The organism is Halostagnicola bangensis, from assembly GCF_054653435.1.
The window spans coordinates 2822083-2839139 of record NZ_BAAIGG010000002.1; the positions used below are offsets into that span (position 1 = coordinate 2822083).

General features: G+C 62.3%; 21 protein-coding genes. 12 read left to right on the forward strand and 9 right to left on the reverse strand.

All coding sequences use genetic code 11. The features are described from left to right. The first annotated feature begins 90 nt into the window (after positions 1-90). The 3 genes from ACYQ14_RS15855 to ACYQ14_RS15865 all read left to right on the forward strand — a co-directional run bounded on the left by ACYQ14_RS15855 (position 91) and on the right by ACYQ14_RS15865 (position 2490). A complete protein-coding gene (locus tag ACYQ14_RS15855) occupies positions 91-1944 on the forward strand; it encodes a cation:proton antiporter domain-containing protein (protein WP_459889342.1) in 1854 nt (617 codons plus the stop codon). 92 nt (positions 1945-2036) lie between these two features. Continuing rightward, positions 2037-2216: an HVO_2753 family zinc finger protein gene (locus tag ACYQ14_RS15860; RefSeq protein ID WP_283835293.1), complete on the forward strand. Its 180-nt coding sequence runs from the start codon at positions 2037-2039 to the stop codon at positions 2214-2216. Positions 2217-2223: 7 nt separating this feature from the next. Then, positions 2224-2490, forward strand: a complete 267-nt coding sequence (locus ACYQ14_RS15865) for an elongation factor 1-beta (RefSeq protein ID WP_283835295.1) — start codon at positions 2224-2226, stop codon at positions 2488-2490. 187 nt (positions 2491-2677) lie between these two features. Here ACYQ14_RS15865 and ACYQ14_RS15870 read toward each other — a convergent pair whose 3' ends face one another. The 4 genes from ACYQ14_RS15870 to ACYQ14_RS15885 form a co-directional block, all read right to left on the reverse strand. Beyond that, complete coding sequence (locus ACYQ14_RS15870) at positions 2678-3109, reverse strand: hypothetical protein (RefSeq protein WP_459889343.1); 432 nt, start codon at positions 3107-3109, stop codon at positions 2678-2680. A gap of 64 nt (positions 3110-3173) precedes the next feature. Then, positions 3174-3860: an MBL fold metallo-hydrolase gene (locus tag ACYQ14_RS15875; protein ID WP_459889344.1), complete on the reverse strand. Its 687-nt coding sequence runs from the start codon at positions 3858-3860 to the stop codon at positions 3174-3176. 107 nt (positions 3861-3967) lie between these two features. Continuing rightward, positions 3968-5155, reverse strand: coding sequence for a cystathionine gamma-synthase (locus ACYQ14_RS15880; RefSeq protein ID WP_459889345.1), 1188 nt, complete (start codon positions 5153-5155; stop codon positions 3968-3970). Between the two features lie 95 nt (positions 5156-5250). Further along, positions 5251-6420, reverse strand: coding sequence for a DUF8127 domain-containing protein (locus ACYQ14_RS15885; RefSeq protein WP_459889346.1), 1170 nt, complete (start codon positions 6418-6420; stop codon positions 5251-5253). 212 nt (positions 6421-6632) lie between these two features. Here ACYQ14_RS15885 and ACYQ14_RS15890 point away from each other — a divergent pair, with 212 nt between their 5' ends. From ACYQ14_RS15890 to ACYQ14_RS15920, 7 genes are all read left to right on the forward strand, one after another. Then, positions 6633-6923, forward strand: coding sequence for a 50S ribosomal protein L21e (locus ACYQ14_RS15890; RefSeq protein ID WP_283835301.1), 291 nt, complete (start codon positions 6633-6635; stop codon positions 6921-6923). Further along, the gene (locus ACYQ14_RS15895) at positions 6920-7276 is read left to right on the forward strand and encodes an RNA polymerase Rpb4 family protein (RefSeq protein ID WP_283835302.1); all 357 of its coding nucleotides are present in this window, start codon (positions 6920-6922) and stop codon (positions 7274-7276) included. The genes ACYQ14_RS15890 and ACYQ14_RS15895 overlap by 4 nt, the downstream gene beginning before the upstream one ends. A gap of 61 nt (positions 7277-7337) precedes the next feature. Then, positions 7338-7919 carry a DUF655 domain-containing protein gene (locus tag ACYQ14_RS15900; RefSeq protein ID WP_283835303.1) on the forward strand — a complete coding sequence of 194 codons (582 nt, stop codon included), beginning with the start codon at positions 7338-7340 and terminating at the stop codon, positions 7917-7919. Positions 7920-8004: 85 nt separating this feature from the next. Continuing rightward, positions 8005-8847: a 16S ribosomal RNA methyltransferase A gene (locus ACYQ14_RS15905; protein WP_459889347.1), complete on the forward strand. Its 843-nt coding sequence runs from the start codon at positions 8005-8007 to the stop codon at positions 8845-8847. 115 nt (positions 8848-8962) lie between these two features. Next, complete coding sequence (locus ACYQ14_RS15910; RefSeq protein ID WP_459889348.1) at positions 8963-10222, forward strand: mechanosensitive ion channel family protein; 1260 nt, start codon at positions 8963-8965, stop codon at positions 10220-10222. Further along, entirely contained in the window at positions 10223-10792 is a 570-nt protein-coding gene (locus ACYQ14_RS15915; RefSeq protein WP_459889349.1) for a HemK2/MTQ2 family protein methyltransferase, read from the forward strand. 129 nt (positions 10793-10921) lie between these two features. Further along, positions 10922-12706 carry a MutS-related protein gene (locus ACYQ14_RS15920; protein WP_459889350.1) on the forward strand — a complete coding sequence of 595 codons (1785 nt, stop codon included), beginning with the start codon at positions 10922-10924 and terminating at the stop codon, positions 12704-12706. A gap of 24 nt (positions 12707-12730) precedes the next feature. Here ACYQ14_RS15920 and ACYQ14_RS15925 read toward each other — a convergent pair whose 3' ends face one another. The 5 genes from ACYQ14_RS15925 to ACYQ14_RS15945 all read right to left on the reverse strand — a co-directional run bounded on the left by ACYQ14_RS15925 (position 12731) and on the right by ACYQ14_RS15945 (position 15772). Further along, entirely contained in the window at positions 12731-13282 is a 552-nt protein-coding gene (locus ACYQ14_RS15925) for a DUF6735 family protein (protein ID WP_459889351.1), read from the reverse strand. A gap of 266 nt (positions 13283-13548) precedes the next feature. After that, a complete protein-coding gene (locus tag ACYQ14_RS15930; protein WP_459890096.1) occupies positions 13549-13998 on the reverse strand; it encodes an SRPBCC family protein in 450 nt (149 codons plus the stop codon). A 111-nt stretch (positions 13999-14109) separates the two neighbouring features. Next, entirely contained in the window at positions 14110-14766 is a 657-nt protein-coding gene (gene dps, locus ACYQ14_RS15935) for a DNA protection during starvation protein (RefSeq protein ID WP_283835310.1), read from the reverse strand. Positions 14767-14922: 156 nt separating this feature from the next. Beyond that, complete coding sequence (locus ACYQ14_RS15940) at positions 14923-15357, reverse strand: thiol-disulfide oxidoreductase DCC family protein (protein WP_459889352.1); 435 nt, start codon at positions 15355-15357, stop codon at positions 14923-14925. Positions 15358-15397: 40 nt separating this feature from the next. After that, complete coding sequence (locus ACYQ14_RS15945; protein ID WP_283835313.1) at positions 15398-15772, reverse strand: 2Fe-2S iron-sulfur cluster-binding protein; 375 nt, start codon at positions 15770-15772, stop codon at positions 15398-15400. A gap of 153 nt (positions 15773-15925) precedes the next feature. Here ACYQ14_RS15945 and ACYQ14_RS15950 point away from each other — a divergent pair, with 153 nt between their 5' ends. Together ACYQ14_RS15950 and ACYQ14_RS15955 are read left to right on the forward strand one after the other, a co-directional pair. Then, a complete protein-coding gene (locus ACYQ14_RS15950; RefSeq protein WP_459889353.1) occupies positions 15926-16726 on the forward strand; it encodes an NAD-dependent epimerase/dehydratase family protein in 801 nt (266 codons plus the stop codon). Between the two features lie 107 nt (positions 16727-16833). Beyond that, positions 16834-17040 carry a DUF7535 family protein gene (locus ACYQ14_RS15955; RefSeq protein WP_459889354.1) on the forward strand — a complete coding sequence of 69 codons (207 nt, stop codon included), beginning with the start codon at positions 16834-16836 and terminating at the stop codon, positions 17038-17040. The last annotated feature ends 17 nt before the right edge of the window (positions 17041-17057 follow it).

Below are 17057 nucleotides of genomic sequence, written 5' to 3' on the forward strand. Positions count from 1 at the left end.
GCCGACGTTCCCGTACACGGGGAGCACCCATACATGGGTGGCCGTACATGGGTGGTACCATTTAACACACGTCGCGTAGACGTACCGCCAGTGGCGGACGAGATCCTCTTCGTTGTCGTGGGTGTTCTGGCGCTCGGTATCGGCGCGCAGATACTCGCAAAGCGGTTACAAATTCCGAGCGTGCTGTTTTTGATACTCATCGGCGTAGCCGTCGGTCCCGAGGGACTCTCGTTCGTAACGGCTGAGACGTTCGGGGACGGGCTCTCGACGATCGTCGGATTGAGTGTCGCGATCATCATCTTCGACGGCGCGTTCCACCTCCGACGGGAGAAGTTCGCGATGGCACCACAGGCCATCTTCCGATTGACCACGATCGGAGCGCTGGTCACGTTCGTCGGCACGGGCATCGCCGTCAGATACTTTCTCGACACCACCTGGAGCCTCGCGTTCCTGATCGGCGCGCTGTTAGTCGCGACGGGACCGACGGTTATCACGCCGATTCTCGAGGTGATAACCGTCCGGGAACACGTTACCGCCGCGCTCGAGGGGGAGGGAATCATCAACGACGTGACCGCCGCCGTCCTCGCGATCGTGATCTTCGAGGCCGTCGTCGTCGGGAACTCTCCCGAAACGATCCCGCTGGCGTTTCTTCAGCGACTCGCCGCGGGGATCGGCATCGGTATCGTCGTCGCCGTCGGCGTCCGTTACTTACTCGTTTCCGTCGAGCAACCGGCCGGGAACGCTCCGCAGGTTGCGAGGCTGGTAACCCTGACGGGCGCGCTGGTTTCGTTCGGGCTCGCCGAATCGGTGTTCTCCGAGACCGGCGTAGCCGCAGCAGCGACCGCTGGACTCGTCCTCGGAAACGTTGAGCTCCCCTACCGCGAGGAGATCCTCGAATTCAATCGCGATCTCACGCTCGTGGTTCTCTCGTTCGTCTTCATCTCCCTGGCCGCGCTGATCGACTTCGACTCCCTGTTGGGGCTCGGAACGGGTGGAATCGCTGTCGTCGTCGCGGTAACACTGTTCGTTCGACCCCTTCTGGTCGCCCTCGCGACGACCGATCGGCGGTTCAGTCGCGAGGAACGGCTCTTCCTCTCGTTCGTCGGTCCCCGGGGGATCATCCCGGCGTCCGTTGCGACGCTGTTCGCGCTCGAGCTCGAGGCGGCCGGGCAGTTCGAAGCCTCACAGACGCTGGCCGGAACGGTATTTCTCGTCATCTTCATCACCGTCGTCATTCAAGCGGGCTTCTCCCGGCAAATCGCGGAGTACTTTCAGGTTATTCCAATGCGCACACTCATCGTCGGCGGCGGTCGGGTCGGCCGGACGCTCGCCACGCGACTGGAGAAACGAGGGGAAAACATCGTGCTTATCGATGAGGATCCCGCGGTCGCAACCCGTTTGCAAGAGAACGGATTCAGCGCGCTCACGGGTAACGGAACCGACGACGATGTTCTGCAGAAAGCGGGTATCGAGGACGCGAAGATCGTCGCCGCGACGACCGCGACCGACGATACGAACCTGCTGGTCTCGCAGCTCGCACGAACGAAATTCGACGTCGAAACCGTCGTCGCTCGCGTAAATTCTCCCGAGAACGTCGACGCCTTCGAAACGCTCGGGGTCCGCGCTATCGACGTCTCGAGTGCGACCGCGTGGTCTATCGACAACGAGATCGAACGACCCGCGCTCGCACACTGGATGACCGAACTCGGCGAGGGACACGACGCACAGGAGATCACGGTAACGGCGGCGGATCTCCCGAACTCGACCATCGCCGAACTCGACGCCGAGATACCCAACGGCTGTATCGTCGCCGTTCTGGCTCGAGACGGCGAGACGTACGTCCCCGGTGCGGACACCGTTCTCGAGGAGGGAGACCGGGTGACGTTTATCGGTCGCGACGATGCCGTTCGGTCGGCCGTCCGCCGATTTCACCCTCACGATTGAACCGCCCCGGCGTTTCGCGTCCGTTCAGCGTGGTCTCGCCGCTCGAGTAGCAAAAGACAACCGTTAAAAACGGCGGGAGGGAAGGTGGCTGTATGAGCTCCACGGATAGACGAGAGACGCGTTCGTGTGTCTCTTGTGGGATCAACATCGCGGGAACGAACGCTGCAGCGTTCAAGTGCCCCGAGTGCGGTAAACAGATTTACCGCTGTGCAAAGTGCCGGAAACAGAGCAACCTCTATGAGTGCGACGACTGCGGATTCACCGGTCCATAAGGATACAATGGGAAAAGTAGCAGCCAAAATCAAGGTCATGCCGAACAGCCCGGAGATCGACCTCGACGCGCTTCAGGAGCGACTCGAGACCGCCCTTCCAGAGGGTGCCAAGATCAACGGAACCGAACGCGAGGAAGTCGCCTTCGGTCTCGTCGCCCTGTACGCGACGGTTATCGTTCCCGACGGAGCGGGCGGAACCGAAACCGTCGAAGAAAACTTTAGCGACGTCGAAGGCGTCGAAAGCGTTGGCGTCGAGAACGTCGGCCGGATATAACACGACTCCGTTTTTCGATCGTTTTTCTACTCCCCGAAGCGGCCGCTCCGTCTCGCTCGAGTAGGTCGTCTCTCGCTGGCGCTCGGAGGGGTGATTTCAAAGCCGTTCGTCTTCCGAAAATCGTCTCTCGAGAACCAATTTCTCCCCGAAGGGGCAGACTCGTCAAAGCGAATCTGAATAACGGCCTTCAGTTATTCGGACCTCGAGCGCCGAGGTCGGCTTCCGAGACCATCTGTGCGCCGGTCGAAGAGAGGTCGATAGTCACGTCTTCGGTGACGGCCTTGCTGATCTCGTCGAGGTTTCCGGCCAGAACCGTCAACACGTCCTGCGGGTCGATGTAGATCAGCATGTTCCCGTCTTGGCCCTCCGTCACGAGTTGGAGGTCGTTCAAGGCGACCTGATTGTTCTGAATCGACGCGGCAACGACGGGGAGCGCTTCGGGTTTCCCGTGTTCGTCCTCCCGTACTTTCCGGATGTGAACCGCATCGAGGTCGATAACGTCTTTGTGCTCTTTGATCTTCTCGGCGCAGTTGACCATGTCGTGCATGACCTCCGTTCGCTTCTCGTTGCCGTGGTCGCCGTCGAGACAGTGCTGACAGACGCGGAGTTCGATTTGCATGGGTTATCGTACTGGCCCCGGCCCGATGAGATTTCCGCTTCGCTGGGCGGTGTGAAATGCCGACTTAGCTCGAGTTCACTCGAGCGATTTCGGCGATTCGGCCGCTGCCCGCTCGGCTGTACCCGCCGTGGAAACAGAGCACGTGGTCGATCTCGAGGGCGGCGAGCGTTTCGACCGACTCGAGGGCGCGGTCCATTTCGGGCGTGAACTCGGGTTTCGGGCCGGAAAGCACTTCGGTTCCGTCAGAGACGAGCGCGTCGCCAGCGATCAGAAGCCGTTCGTCGGGGACGTACAGTGAGAGGTGGCCCGGCGAGTGGCCGGGCGTCTCGAGGAGTTCTATCGGACCGACAGCCGTCGACAGTCGACTCCCGCCGACGAGTTCGATATCGACCGATTCCGGCGGGTAGCGGTCCCCGTCGCCCTTGATCGGCGTTTTCGCTCCCGTAATGTACGGCGCTTCTTCGGGATGGGCCGCCACCGGGACGTCGACGCGCGAGCGGAGTTCCGCGAGCCCACCCGCGTGATCGCCGTCGTGGTGGGTCACTACGACCATCCAGAGATCCGAGAGCGAAAAGCCGAGATCCGACAGCGCGGTCTCGAGGGGGCCGACCGCACCTTCGGGACCGACGTCGATGAGGACCAGTCCTCGATCGGTTTCGACGACCGTCGGCGTGATCGTCAGCTCCCGACCGTGAAACTCGAGCGTGAGTGCAAGTGCGTGAACGCCGGCGTCCGTTTCTGCTGATGACATAGGGAGGTGTTCACACTATGGGATCAAATGCGTACAGGGTAGGCCGGGGCTGGTAGGGTGAGCGATGGGGTGGCGACTCGCCCGTCGCCCGGAAAATACGACGTGACTCAGTGTAGCGCGTCGTCGATGGCCGTCTCGAGATCGGCAATCAGGTCATCGACGTGCTCGATCCCGACGCTCGCGCGGATGAGTCCGTCCGTCAGCCCGGCCTCGAGGCGTTCCTCCCGGGGAATCGCGGCGTGGGTCATTGGAGCGGGCTGTTCGATCAGACTCTCGACGCCCCCGAGGCTCTCTGCGAGGGCGAACACGTCGGTGTTCGAGACGACCGCGCTTGCCTCCTCGAGGGTGGCGTCGAGTTCGAAACTCAGCATACCTCCGAAGTCGTCCATCTGGTCGGCGGCGATTTCGTGTCCCGGATGCGAGTCGAGCCCGGGGTAGTACACTCGTTCGACGTCGGAGTGGTCCTCGAGCCACGCCGCGATGGCACGGGCGTTTTCGCAGTGGCGATCCATCCGAACGGGGAGCGTCTTCGTCCCCCGAAGGACGAGAAAGGACTCGAAGGGACCGGGCGTCGCGCCGACGGCGTTCTGATAGAAGCCGAACCGCTCGTCCAGGGATTCGTCGTTGGTCAACAGGGCCCCGCCCACGACATCGGAGTGGCCCCCGAGATACTTGGTGAGCGAGTGGGAGACGACATCCGCGCCCAGCTCGAGCGGTCGCTGGAGGTACGGCGTCGCGAAGGTGTTGTCGATGGCGCAGATCGCGCCTTCTGCGTGGGCGATCTCGGCCGCCCCTTCGATATCGACGATGGACATGAGCGGGTTCGTCGGCGTCTCGAGCCAGAGTAGTTCGGTGTTCTCTTGGAAGGCACCCTCGAGCGCCGACAGGTCGGTCATATCGACGAACGAGAATTCGATATCGTACTGCTCGTAGACCTGCGTGAAGATCCGGTGTGTTCCGCCGTAGACGTCGGTGCCGGTAACGACGTGGTCGCCCGACTCGAGGAGGTTCAAGACGGTGTTGATCGACGCCATCCCGCTCGAGAACGCGCGGCCGAATTCGGCGCTCTCGAGGCTTGCGAGGTTTTCCTCGAGATCCGTCCGGGTCGGGTTTCCAGTTCGGGAGTATTCGTATCCTCGATGGTCGCCGGGAGCATCCTGTTCGTAGGTCGAATTCGCGTGAATCGGCGTCATCAGCGCGCCCGTTTCCTCGTCGGGGTGTTGGCCGGCGTGGATCGATCTGGTTTCGATATTGTAGTCGTCCTCGGTGCCGTCCTCTTCGCTCGAGTTATCCATATGCGTGTGCGCGTCGCCCGGGCGGATTACTGTTGTGCCAGGAGTCCGCTGAAACGAGCGTCTCGTGCCGACGACGAACTATCGGTCCCCACGAACTACGTCGGGTCTGGGGTCGAGCTAAACCAGTAGCCGTACGCGATCAGCGGCCAGCCGAACAGACCGGCACCGACGAGCGCGAACAGCGTCAGTACCCCACCGAACAGCCCCGCCCCCACGCCGCCAAAGAGCGCGTGTGAAACGCCGGCCAGGGTGATCGTCGCGATCGGAACCGCGAACAACACGCCGGCGAGCGGGCCGTACTGTCGCGTTCGGACGAACAACCCAACAAGCGAGAGCGTTACGACCGCGGCGGCTATCGCCGGCAAGGAGGCGAGCGAAAACGCGCTGAAAGACGAGGAGAGCACGCCGATTCCGACCGTCGCCGCGCCCGCAACTCCGGCGAGACCTGCGATCGATTTGACGGACAATGGCCTCGAGACGCCGCCAACGGCTTTCCGAAGGAGCCAGCCGCCAACGACGAGGAACGCGATACCGACCGACTGGAGGACGGCGGTGATTGGCGCGACGAACAACTGTACGATGACCACGCCGGGGTTTGCCATCGACACCGCGTAGTACGTTCCGTCGTCGTCAACGATCTTTTCGGATATCTCGAATCCGGTCGCCTCCTCGCCGTCGACGGCGGACTGGGCCTCGTTCGAGGCCTCCTCGTACGGAACCGCGACGCTATCTATTACCTCTTGAGCAGTTGTCGGCTCGAGTTCGATCAGGACGTGATCGGAATTCTCGCCGACGGCGCTTTCCCACTCGTAGTACTCGCCGCCGTAGACGGCGTACTCGTACCGATCGTCGTCATCGGCAATGCGGACCAGTTCGTCCGGGTGGGCGCTTGCCGGCTCGTCGTAGACGCCTTCCTCGGTGGCGGTGTCGAAGGCGTCGGCGACGCCGGCCGGATTGTTTTCGGCGCGTTGCTCGAGGTCGATCACCTGCTGTGCGGTCGCCGCCTCGGACGACTCCGTTTCAGGATCGGAGGGTTCGGCCGTAAACGTCAGGTCGTCTCCGGCGGCCATCACCACGGCAAACGAGACGGCGAGCGCGAGCCCGACGAGACACAAAAGTGCTATCGCGAGATAGCGGGGCCATGACGGCCCCGAGAGGGAAGTATCGTCCGCAACCGGTTCGTTATCTGCAGATGGAGGAGACAAGTCGACACTGCTCCGTGCTGACGCTTCAGACGGCGGGTCGTCTCGAGGAGGGCGGTCCATACTCACTCGTTTCAACTGGGGATAATTAACGTACTTGTTTAATTTCTCGTCGAGAAATTCCCGATTTCGAGGGCATCCGGTCACGACTCGGCGACTCGAGGTTTGCGATTCGGCGGTGGTGACCGCTCCGTTCGGTGACCGCCGCGCTATCGAAGCCGGAGCGATAAGACGTGCGTTTTATAACCGTCACCGCTCAAAAGGGTCGTACGACTATGCCGAAATCTAATGGGCCACGCCAAGGAACTCGGAGAAAGCTCGCGAACAACCCTCGAGACCGCGGAACGTCGCCGCCACAGCGTGCGATTCAGGACTACGACGAGGGCCAGAAAGTCCACCTGAAGATCGACCCAAGCATTCCGGACGGTCGATTCCACCCTCGATTCGACGGCCAGACCGGTAGCGTCATCGGCAAGCAGGGAAGTGCGTTCAAAGTTCAGATCAACGACGGCGGCAAGGAGAAGACGGTACTCGTCTCGGCCGCTCACATGAGCGCGCAGGAATGACGATCTTCAAAACGATCGTCGACGAGGAGTTCCTAACGGTCTCGGAAGTGAAAGAACACCTCGCCGACATCGAAACGGAACGCTCGCTCGATGAGGATCGCGAGCTTCGCTACGAGCTCGCCCGCACCATCGAGCACGTCAACCGGTTCACCGTCCTCGAGCCCGAAGACGCTCGAGCGCTCGTCGACGACCTGCAGGATCTTGAAAAGGTCGACGAGGAAACGGCGTACAAGATTACAAACCTCCTGCCACAGGACCGAGACGAACTGCGGTCGGTCTACGCACAGCAGCGGTACTCGCTGTCAGGGGACGAACTCGACGAGATTCTCAACACCGTCGCCCAGTACGCCTGAGTTCGGAGCCGAGTGATAGCGAGCCGACTCTTTAAGTACGCCGTCACCGTATCGGAACCTAATGAGCGAAGCCGAGCGTGACGAGACGAATGTTCGCCGTACGGTTGTGCTGGATTACCTCGCACACGGCCTCTCCGACGACGGCCGCCCACAGTACGCGAAGTCTCCCGCGGGGTACGCGATGGATGTCGAAGATTTCGGGCTCTACGAGGTTGCGTTCGACGAAGACGAGCGGTTGACGATCGGCAGCGAAGTCGTCGTCGAGCCCGACGAGGAACGCGATATCGTCGTCGATGCCCATTCGGTCGAGTACGACGCGCTCTCCTCGGGCGCCCAGTCGGAACTGGAATACGTCGTCCAGGATTTAGTCGAGGACCACGAGGAGCGGTTCGTCGATTTCTATAACGAAGCCCAGCCAATCACGTTGCGTCTCCACCAGCTGAACCTCCTGCCGGGTATCGGGAAGAAACTCCGAAACGGCATCCTCGACGAACGCAAACGAAAGCCCTTCGATAGCTTCGAAGACCTCGAGGATCGCGTCTCCGGCCTGCACGACCCGGACGAAATCCTCGTCGAACGGATCATCCAGGAGTTGCGTGACGACGACCTGAAATACAAGACGTTCGTCGGCCAACACGACTGATCGTCGGCCAACACGACCGACAACGGTTCACTCTCCTCGAGCCGAGACGGTGCGTTTACACTCGCCGGTCCCAAAGCGGCGAGCAATGAGAGACCCAGACGGCCTGATCGCTCGAGCCGGCGTTCGCGGCGATCCGGACCGTGACCAGCACTTTCTGATCGACGACCGCGTGCTGGACCGGTTGCCGACGTATCTTACGGAAACCGACGCCGACACATCTCACCTGCTCGAGATCGGTGGCGGGACCGGCGCGCTCACCGACAGACTGCTCGAGACGGGCGAGCGGGTAACTGTCGTCGAACGCGATCGAAAGCTGGCGTCGTTTCTTCGCGAGGAGTTCGCGGATGAGATCGCGGCGGATCGACTGACGGTCGTCGAGGGAGATGCCCTCGAGGTCGAGTTGCCCGATTTCACCGCGTCCGTGTCGAACCTTCCCTATGGCGTCTCGAGCGAGATCACGTTTCGACTGCTTCCGAAATCTCGGCCACTGGTGTTGATGTTTCAACAGGAGTTCGCCGAGCGGATGGTCGCGGAACCCGGGACCTCCGAGTACGGTCGACTGTCCGTCTCGACCCAGCATTACGCCGACGTCGAACTCGTCGAATCGATTCCGAAGGAGGCCTTTTCCCCGCCGCCTGCCGTCCAGAGCGCGGTCATTCGGGCAACACCCCGGGACCCGGACTACGAGGTCGACGACGAGCAATTTTTCCTTCGGTTCGTCAAGGCGCTTTTCACCCAGCGACGGAAAACCATGCGTAACGCGATTCGAAACACGGGACACATCTCGAAGCTCGAGAACCCCGATGCGGTCGTCGAGGCGGCTGACGAGGAACTCCTTCGAAAGCGTGCCGGTGCCGTGACGCCGACGGAGTTCGCCGCACTCGCCGAACTCGCGACGGATGTGACGCGAATAACTGATGACGGGTAACAAGCCACAACGGCCCGTAGACGAACGGTCTGTGGGAAGCCTGGCCGTCAGTCGACCGGTCCTCGACCGACGGATACAGGTGAGTGCAGCCACGATTCGGTTCAACGGTGAATAGATGCTCGAGACTCTCTTTGGGTTCGACTGGCTAGGAGAACAGTTCGCAACCTCGAATCAGCGTCTCGCGGTGACGGTCGTGGCGGTCGGGGTTTTGGTCGCTGTTCTGCTGTCGTACCAGAGGCTTCAGGAGTGGCTCGGTGATCGCGTCCGCCCGTTGTACGTCGATGTGATTACGATGGGGGTCCTCGTCGGAACTTGCCTCCTGTCGCTCGCGATTATCCTGGGGGTCTGGCAACAAACCCAGGAGGTTCGAGACATCTATGTCGAGCTCGGTCTCGGTGCGCCGGCGGTTGCCCGCGTCGTCATTTCGGCAATTATCCTCCTGAGCGGGCTTATCGTCAACCGATTCACTCGCCGGGTGATTCGAGAAGTGTTCGCTTCGTCGACGGCGGTCACCGACCACCAGCGCGAGGTAACACACCGTATTTCACAGGTGGCTGTCTGGTCAATCACTCTGCTGGTCATTCTCGGCGTCTGGATCGACGACCTGAGCGGCCTCCTCGTCGGTGCAGGACTGTTCGGTGCCGGACTCGGCATGGCCGCGAGACAGACGATCAGTTCGATCCTCGCCGGGTTCGTGTTGATGTTCGCCCGTCCGTTCGAGATCGGCGACTGGATCGAAGTCGAAGACAGCGAGGGGACCGTCACCGACATTTCGATCTTCAATACGCGGGTCCAGTCGTTCGACGGCGAGTACATCATGATCCCGAACGATCTCATCGCCTCGAGCATGGTTATCAACCGCTCGAAGCGCGGCCGACTCCGCGTCGAAATCGAGATCGGAATCGACTACACGTCCGATGTCGAGCGGGCGTCGGAGCTGATCGAAACGACGATGGCGGATCTCGACCTCGCAGAGGCGGCTCCAGCTCCACAGGTAGTCTCCAAGGGCTTTGGAGACTCGGCTATCATGCTGAGCGCCCGATTCTGGATCGATAAGCCGAGCGCGCGTCGGCAGTGGCAAGCTCGAACGGCCGCAATCGGTGCGATCAAGGACGCGTTCGAGGAAGAAGGCATCAAAATCCCCTATCCACAGCGCGAACTCTCGGGACGAGCCGAACGCGGCGGGTTCGAAATCGCCGACCAGGTGCGCGGTTCGGCTCCGGCCGAGGGCAACGGCGAGTCCGCACCGGACGGCGACTCGAGAGCGAGGACGTCGACGGAGTACGACGAGCGAGGCGGCGGTCGCACCGACTCGAGTGTCGAATCCACTTCCGATTCGGATGATGAACAGGTCGCAACCCGGGAGGACGACTAGATGGATCTCGCCAACCAACGCGGAGTGGAAACGGACGTCTACCAGCCGGCTGAGGACTCGCAGTTACTCGCCGAAGCGGCCTGCGACCGATTGGACGAGCGGGACCTGGTTCTCGAGGTCGGTACCGGTTCGGGGTACGTTGCGACGCGAATCGCCGAAGAGACCGGAAGCCGCGTGATCGCGTCGGACGTGAACCCCCACGCGCTCGAACAGGCCCGCGGCGACGCCGTCGAACCAGTTCAGGCGGATCTCGTGAGCCCGTTCGCAAACGACGTCTTCGACGCGGTCGTGTTCAATCCGCCATACCTCCCGACCGAGTCGGAGAACGAGTGGGACGACTGGATGGAACGCGCGCTTTCGGGCGGCGAGGACGGCCGCGAAGTCATCGATCCGTTCCTCGACGCCGTCGGTCGCGTTCTCGCACCCGACGGCGTCGTCCTCTTGCTCGTGAGCAGTCTCACGGGCGTCGACGAGGTCGTCGAACGCGCCGGTAAGAACGGATTCAGCGCCGTCGCGGTCGCCGACGAGTCGTTCCCGTTCGAGACGTTGACCGTCCTCGAGTTGCTGTAGTTGCTACAGCTGCCGTTTTTGGCTATCGAGAGACGAGCGTCCGTCTCCACTCGAGGATAGCCCGAACTGACTGGCAAAAGCCTGGAGCGGTGCCACAGTGTTCAAGGTAGTTCCCTCGAACGTTCGAGTATGCGACTCGAGGAGTACTGGGGAGTCGGGCCGAAGACTCGCGAGACGTTGGTCGCGGAACTCGGCAGGGAACGAGCGATCAGGGCGATCGAGAGCGGCGACGTTCGGACGCTCTCGGAGGCCGGGTTACCCCGCGGCCGGGCGACCAGGATTCTCCGACGGGCGACCGGCGGTGCCGGAATGGATATTCTCGCGACGAGCGACGCCCGCAAGGCGTACAAGGAACTGCTCGATCTCGCCGTCGAGCACGCTGTCACCGAGCGCGCCGCAGATCGGATTCGAGTCCTCACGCCACGGACGAACCGAACGGAGATGAACGAGCGCCTCGACTCGGTGTTGGCCGCGCGCGACGCCTGGGCCAGCCTCGAGGATGATGAGAAAGAACGGGTTCTCGAGGCGTACGACCGATACGATGATCGAGACGAGAGCGAACACGCGGCCGTCGAGACTGCCCTCGCGTTGCTCGGGGCCGAAGTCGATTCGGGGCCGTTCGAGACGATCGCGAACCTCGAGCGGGAGACGCTCGAAGACGCGGCCGACGCGCTCGGGGCGTTGGCCGGCGGGCGGGTCCGCGACGGGGCCGACGACGAACTCGATCGGCTTCGGGCCGCGCTAGGCGCGGTCGAAGATATGGACGCGAACGCGCTCGAACTCATCGAGGAGCTTCGAGACGACGGCGTCCGCGACGTGGAGGGGTTCCGGGACGCGTTCGAGGATCGCCTCCTGAGCGAGACGGACGCGACGATCGAACAGGTTCGCGAGGCCATGCCGGCGGACGCGACGGACGCGAACGATTTCGTCGCCGGAACGCTTCGCGGGCTCCGGTCGAACCTCACGGAAGCGGTCGACGAACGTGAGGAAACTGTCGCGGGCGAGTTCGAAGAGACGCTCGAGGACGCAAGCGAAGTCGTCGAGCAGGCGGTCTCTGCAGTGGACGAGATCGCCTTGCACCTCTCGCTTGCGCGATTCGCGCTCGCCTACGATTGTACGCGACCGGCGTTCGTCGGAGACGAGAACGAACAGAGCGATAGCGACGCGATTTCGGTAATCAACGCGCGAAACCTCTCGCTGGCGGCTCGAGAGGACGAACCGGTCCAGCCGGTCACCTACGGGCTCGGGGACCACGACGTGACGACGGTGCCCGACGACATCGGGTCCGTTCCCGGTCAGGAGGACGTCGCCGTCCTCACGGGAGCCAACAGCGGCGGGAAGACGACGCTTCTCGAGACGCTGTGTCAGGTCGTGTTGTTGGCCTCGATGGGACTTCCGGTTCCCGCGGATCGAGCCGAAGTGACGCCCGTCGATTCGCTCGTCTTCCACAGGCGACACGCGAGTTTCAACGCCGGCGTGCTCGAGTCGACGTTGAAATCTATCGTGCCGCCGCTGTCCTCTGGTGGGCGAACGCTGATGCTCGTCGACGAGTTCGAGGCGATCACCGAGCCCGGGAGCGCGGCGGATCTGTTGCACGGGCTGGTGACGCTCTCGGTCGACAGGGACGCGATGGGCGTGTTCGTCACGCATCTCGCCGACGATCTCGAACCGTTACCCGAGGCGGCTCGCGTCGACGGCATCTTCGCGGAAGGACTCAATCCCGACCTTGAGTTGCTCGTCGACTACCAGCCGCGGTTTAACACCGTGGGGCGCTCGACGCCGGAGTTCATCGTCTCGAGGCTGGTCGCAAATGCGACCGACCGAACCGAACGGACCGGCTTCGAGACGCTAGCGGAGGCCGTCGGCGACGAGGTCGTCCAGCGGACGCTCGCGGATGCGCGATGGACCGAGTGAGCAGGGAAGACTCGCTATTTGGTTTCACCATTCGTCTTCGTCGAGCCACTGGTCCGGCGTCGGGGTGTACCCCTCGTCGTCGGCTTCCCCGTCGGTTCCGTGATAGGTGTAGACGTGGCCGTCTTTGTCTTCGGCAATTCGCGCCTCGAGGTACGACTGGGCGGCCCGTCTCGAGAGCGCTCCCATCTCGATGATGTCCGCCAGGACGGTCTTCGTGGCCCGAAACCAGATCAGTGCCTCGCGATCCGACGCGTCGGGTGCGAGTTCGACGATCGCTCCTCGTCCGTTCTGTCGGCCGTCGCCCCATTCGAGCCAGCAGACGCGGTAGGATTTGACGTCGAACTCGGTTGAAACGAGGTAGAGCGCCTCGTGTGTACAGGGATCGAGATAGTTGGTAAGGACGCGGTCGAGGGCGACCGAGTCGGCCAGCAGCGACGAATCGACGGTCCCGGAACCGAGGGGGGCGTCGGCGTCGATTCGCTCCGCTAGCTCGAGGTCGGCCGCGCCCCAGTGGCTGTACCGGAGGTCGTAGAGGTGATCGGGACGCCGGTAGGCGACGAGCGCTCTATGTCCCATTCGTCTCCGAGCGAGGACGCGGGTGGTCGGCACCGATGCGGCCGGGCAACGATAAGTGGGGGCTCATCACCCGGTTTGGGCTCGCCCCCCTATTTGAACGTCGGGATCAGGTCACACTCAGCGTCAGATCGTTCCCGCCAGATGACGGTCCGGCAATTGGACTTCGTCGTCCGGCCGTTGGGTTTTCTCGTACTGCCGGCTATACCTCTGTAAAGATTCTCGTCCCCCGGGCGACGAGAATCATGAACGACGTACAGCCGACAGTATCACCGTTCGACGGAAAGTCGCCGCTCGGCACGTTCTTTGATCGCTTGGTTCATCGCTTCGAATCCGCGCATGATCTTGTCCTCGTCCAGAAGGATCGGGACGAGTGCCCCGCGGAACGTCTCTCGCTGGAGAAAACGAGTTCGTCGATTGTCGTCACCGACGGGCTCGAGGTGGAATTCGTGGTAGCCGTCGAACACGAACGGAACGAAGAGCCGTCCGCGCCACGCGAGTCGTCTGTTCGGTTCGACGGCGATGACGTCCGGAGTGAACGTCATTGCTCGAGACGCCGGCGGCTGGATCGTGACTTCGAGCCGTTCACCCTCGACGGGGAGGCCTGTTATCGAACGGACGAACGGGTTCCACTCCGGATACGTGTCGAACTCGAGGAGGACCTCCCAGACGGCGTCAGGCGGGGCGTCGATTTCCTCGAAGGCCTCGATATTGAACATGCGAGAGGATAGCATCCGACGGAACATGCGCCTATCGCCTATCAATGGCCGTGAGAGTCGGCGGGGCGGTCGATCAGTTACTGGCGAAGGCGGTGACAGGGTGAGGCGTGCCTAGGCGCTGTCGTTAAATCGACGGTTCGTCGAGAGCGGGGCGTCACCCGGCTCTCCTCGGACGAAGTGGCCCGCCGGGTTAATCTCGCCGTCGCGCTCCATCGAGAGCAGTTCGACGAACCAGGCCTCGTGTTCGACTTCTTCCTGAAGGATACGCTGGGCCATATCGTAGGTCCGCGGATCGACGCCCTGGGTCATGTCACAGATTTCCGACCAGGTGCGGATGGCACAACGTTCGGCTTCGAGCAACACCTCGAGGATCGATTCGGCGGTCAGTTCGTCGAGTTCGAACCCCTCAGTTTCGTAGGGGACCGGCATCTCGGCATCGGGACAGGAGGCCCGATCGGCGAAGTCCCGGATATCGTTCGGGAGCGAACCACCGAGCTCGTACACTCGAGGGGCGACCAGTTCGAAGTGTGCGCGGTCCTCGAGGCGGGCGTCCTCGGTTATCTCCTTGTAGTCCTCGTGGCCCGCGAGGTGCATCCGGAGGTTCGTGTAGTAGTAGTACGTGGTGAACTCGGCACCGATCGCGTCGAGGAGTTTCTCTCGAAGCTCCTCGGGATCGAGCCCCCGCTCGCGAAGCACGGCCATCCCGACTCGTTCACTCGTGTCCCCTGCATCGATGTTTCCCGCGGCGTGTGGTTTGTCGTCGGACATGTCACGGGCTACTGCCACTAGCCGCTACTTATACATGTTTGTTGATTGGCAATTTGGTAAGTCAGCGTTCTTGATCGAACGCGGCGAACATCGGTCAGCGTCGTTCTCGAGTTGGCGATAGCCGCAAGCGGCGTCGTTACCTGGCAAGCGATGTCGCTATCCACCCGGAATGTGCGTTCGATTTCCGTTCGCCGCCAGTTCGTCGAACGACGCCGTCGCCGCTTCCGATAGCTGATACTCGCCGTGATACGGGTCAACGTCGCGGTCGATCCCCGAGACGGTTCGAATCGCGTCGGCGAACCGTTCGTAGTTCTCGTCGACGATATCCTGGACGAGAACCGGCATCCCGGCGCGGTCGCAGAGTTCGCCGGCCGCGGCTCGACCCGCCCAGACCACCTCGGCGTTTCCGTCGACGAAAAACAGGGCGAACGGCGTGTCGTCGAACTGCGCTTCGAGAAACGCCTGTGCGGTCGGATCGTCCCACGGAACGACGCCGACGGACTCGAGTTGGCGCATCGCCGTCGAGGCCGCCGAGCAGAACGGACAGTCGCCGTCGTAGAGGAGGATTCCGGTGAACGTGGATCCTGACATGGCGCGTGTGTTTCTGCTGGTAGTTCGGACGGGTGTCGTCTCACCCGAGCTTGGATCGACCCGGGGGCTTGTCGTGTTCGGCGCGGTGTCTCAGGAGTTCGTCGTACTGTTCGACCTCGAGCACGAGGTCCGATCGAGGTTGTCCGACGCAGGTGAGGACGAATCCTGCCTCATCGTCGCTGGGATAGTATCGTTTTGCGTTACTGTGATCGACCTCTCCTTCGAGGAGTTTCGCCGCGCAGGTGATACACCACCCCTGCTGGCAGTCGGCGGACAGCCAGATACCTGCTGACCGGGCGGCGGCGAGGATCGATTGGTCCTCGCGAACCTCGAGCGTGCGGGACTCACCCGCGGCGTCCAAGTCGGCTTCGTCCGGAACACGGAGTTCGACGGTCCAGGTCGCGGGTTCGGTCACGGCTACTTGCTATGATTGGGACGAGAGCAAAATGCCTGTTGCCGGAATCGGCAACTCGAGGACGTTCGCTTGCCACGACCCGCTGCCTTCGCCCGATCCGTTCCCAGCACACGCCAACCCGTCTTCTTTCTCCGTAGCGCGTGTCCCTGCCTCATGGCCAACATCGCGATCACGGGTGCATCGGGACGAGTCGGCCGAGAAGCGATCCAGGTGTTTCCCGACGACTCGCTGACGTTGTTCTCCCACAGCGAGACCGAGGACCTCGATACGACGCCGCTCGAAATTGAGGATCGATCGGCGTTCGTCGACGCGCTTTCCGACGAGGACGTGCTAATTCACCTCGCGGCGAATCCGGATCCGCGAGCCGAGTGGGACGAGGTCTCGGGACCCAACATCGACGGGCTCTACAACGCCTACGAGGCCGCGGTCGAGAACGACGTAGAGCGCGTCGTTTTCGCGAGTTCGAACCACGCGGTCAACATGCGAAACACCGTCTCGTCGATCCGCCCCGAATCGACCGTCGGCAATCCGACCATCGTCCGTCCCGACGATCCGCCGGATCCGGACACCTATTACGGGGTCACGAAGGTCTTCGGCGAAGCGATAGGAGATTACTACGCCGCCCGTGAGGGAATAGACGTCGTCCACCTCCGGATCGGCTGGCTCCTCACCCGCGAGGAGCTTCGCGAAGAATGCGACGAACGCGACGGTGCCGGTGAACGGTACGCCCGAGCGATGTGGCTCAGTCCAGAGGACTGCCAGCGGGTGATCCACCGGGCCGCGACCAGCGCACTCGAGCGCTCGCCGGTCGTGGCTCACGGAATCTCGCAAAACTCGGGTCGGTTCCTGTCGCTGTCCGAGACGCTGATGAGCCTCGAGTATCGCCCGCAGGACGATTCGAGCGACGTGCTCGACGAGGACGAATCGGGACGAAAGGGGCTCGAGACGGGATAGTAAGCGGTTGCAACGGCACCCAATTCAAACCCATTCCCCCATATCGACGGCCGCGAGTGTTCGCTGGCTTCGAAAAGGGGATTACTGTGGGGCCCCAATCGTCACGTATGTCCACCGACGTGTCCGAATCGACGGGGTACACATCGAACTTCGAGATGTCGGCATTCGGGTATATCGTCGCGATTCTGATCGCCATCCTGTTGTTGCCGTTGCTCCCGGTGATCGTCGTCGGGTACGTTCTCTACCGCGTGTTCGCCTCGAGCGACGGCGAACCGGCCCGACGCGGCTGGAAACCGGATTACGGCGGTCCGTAAGACGATTCGCCGGTCGT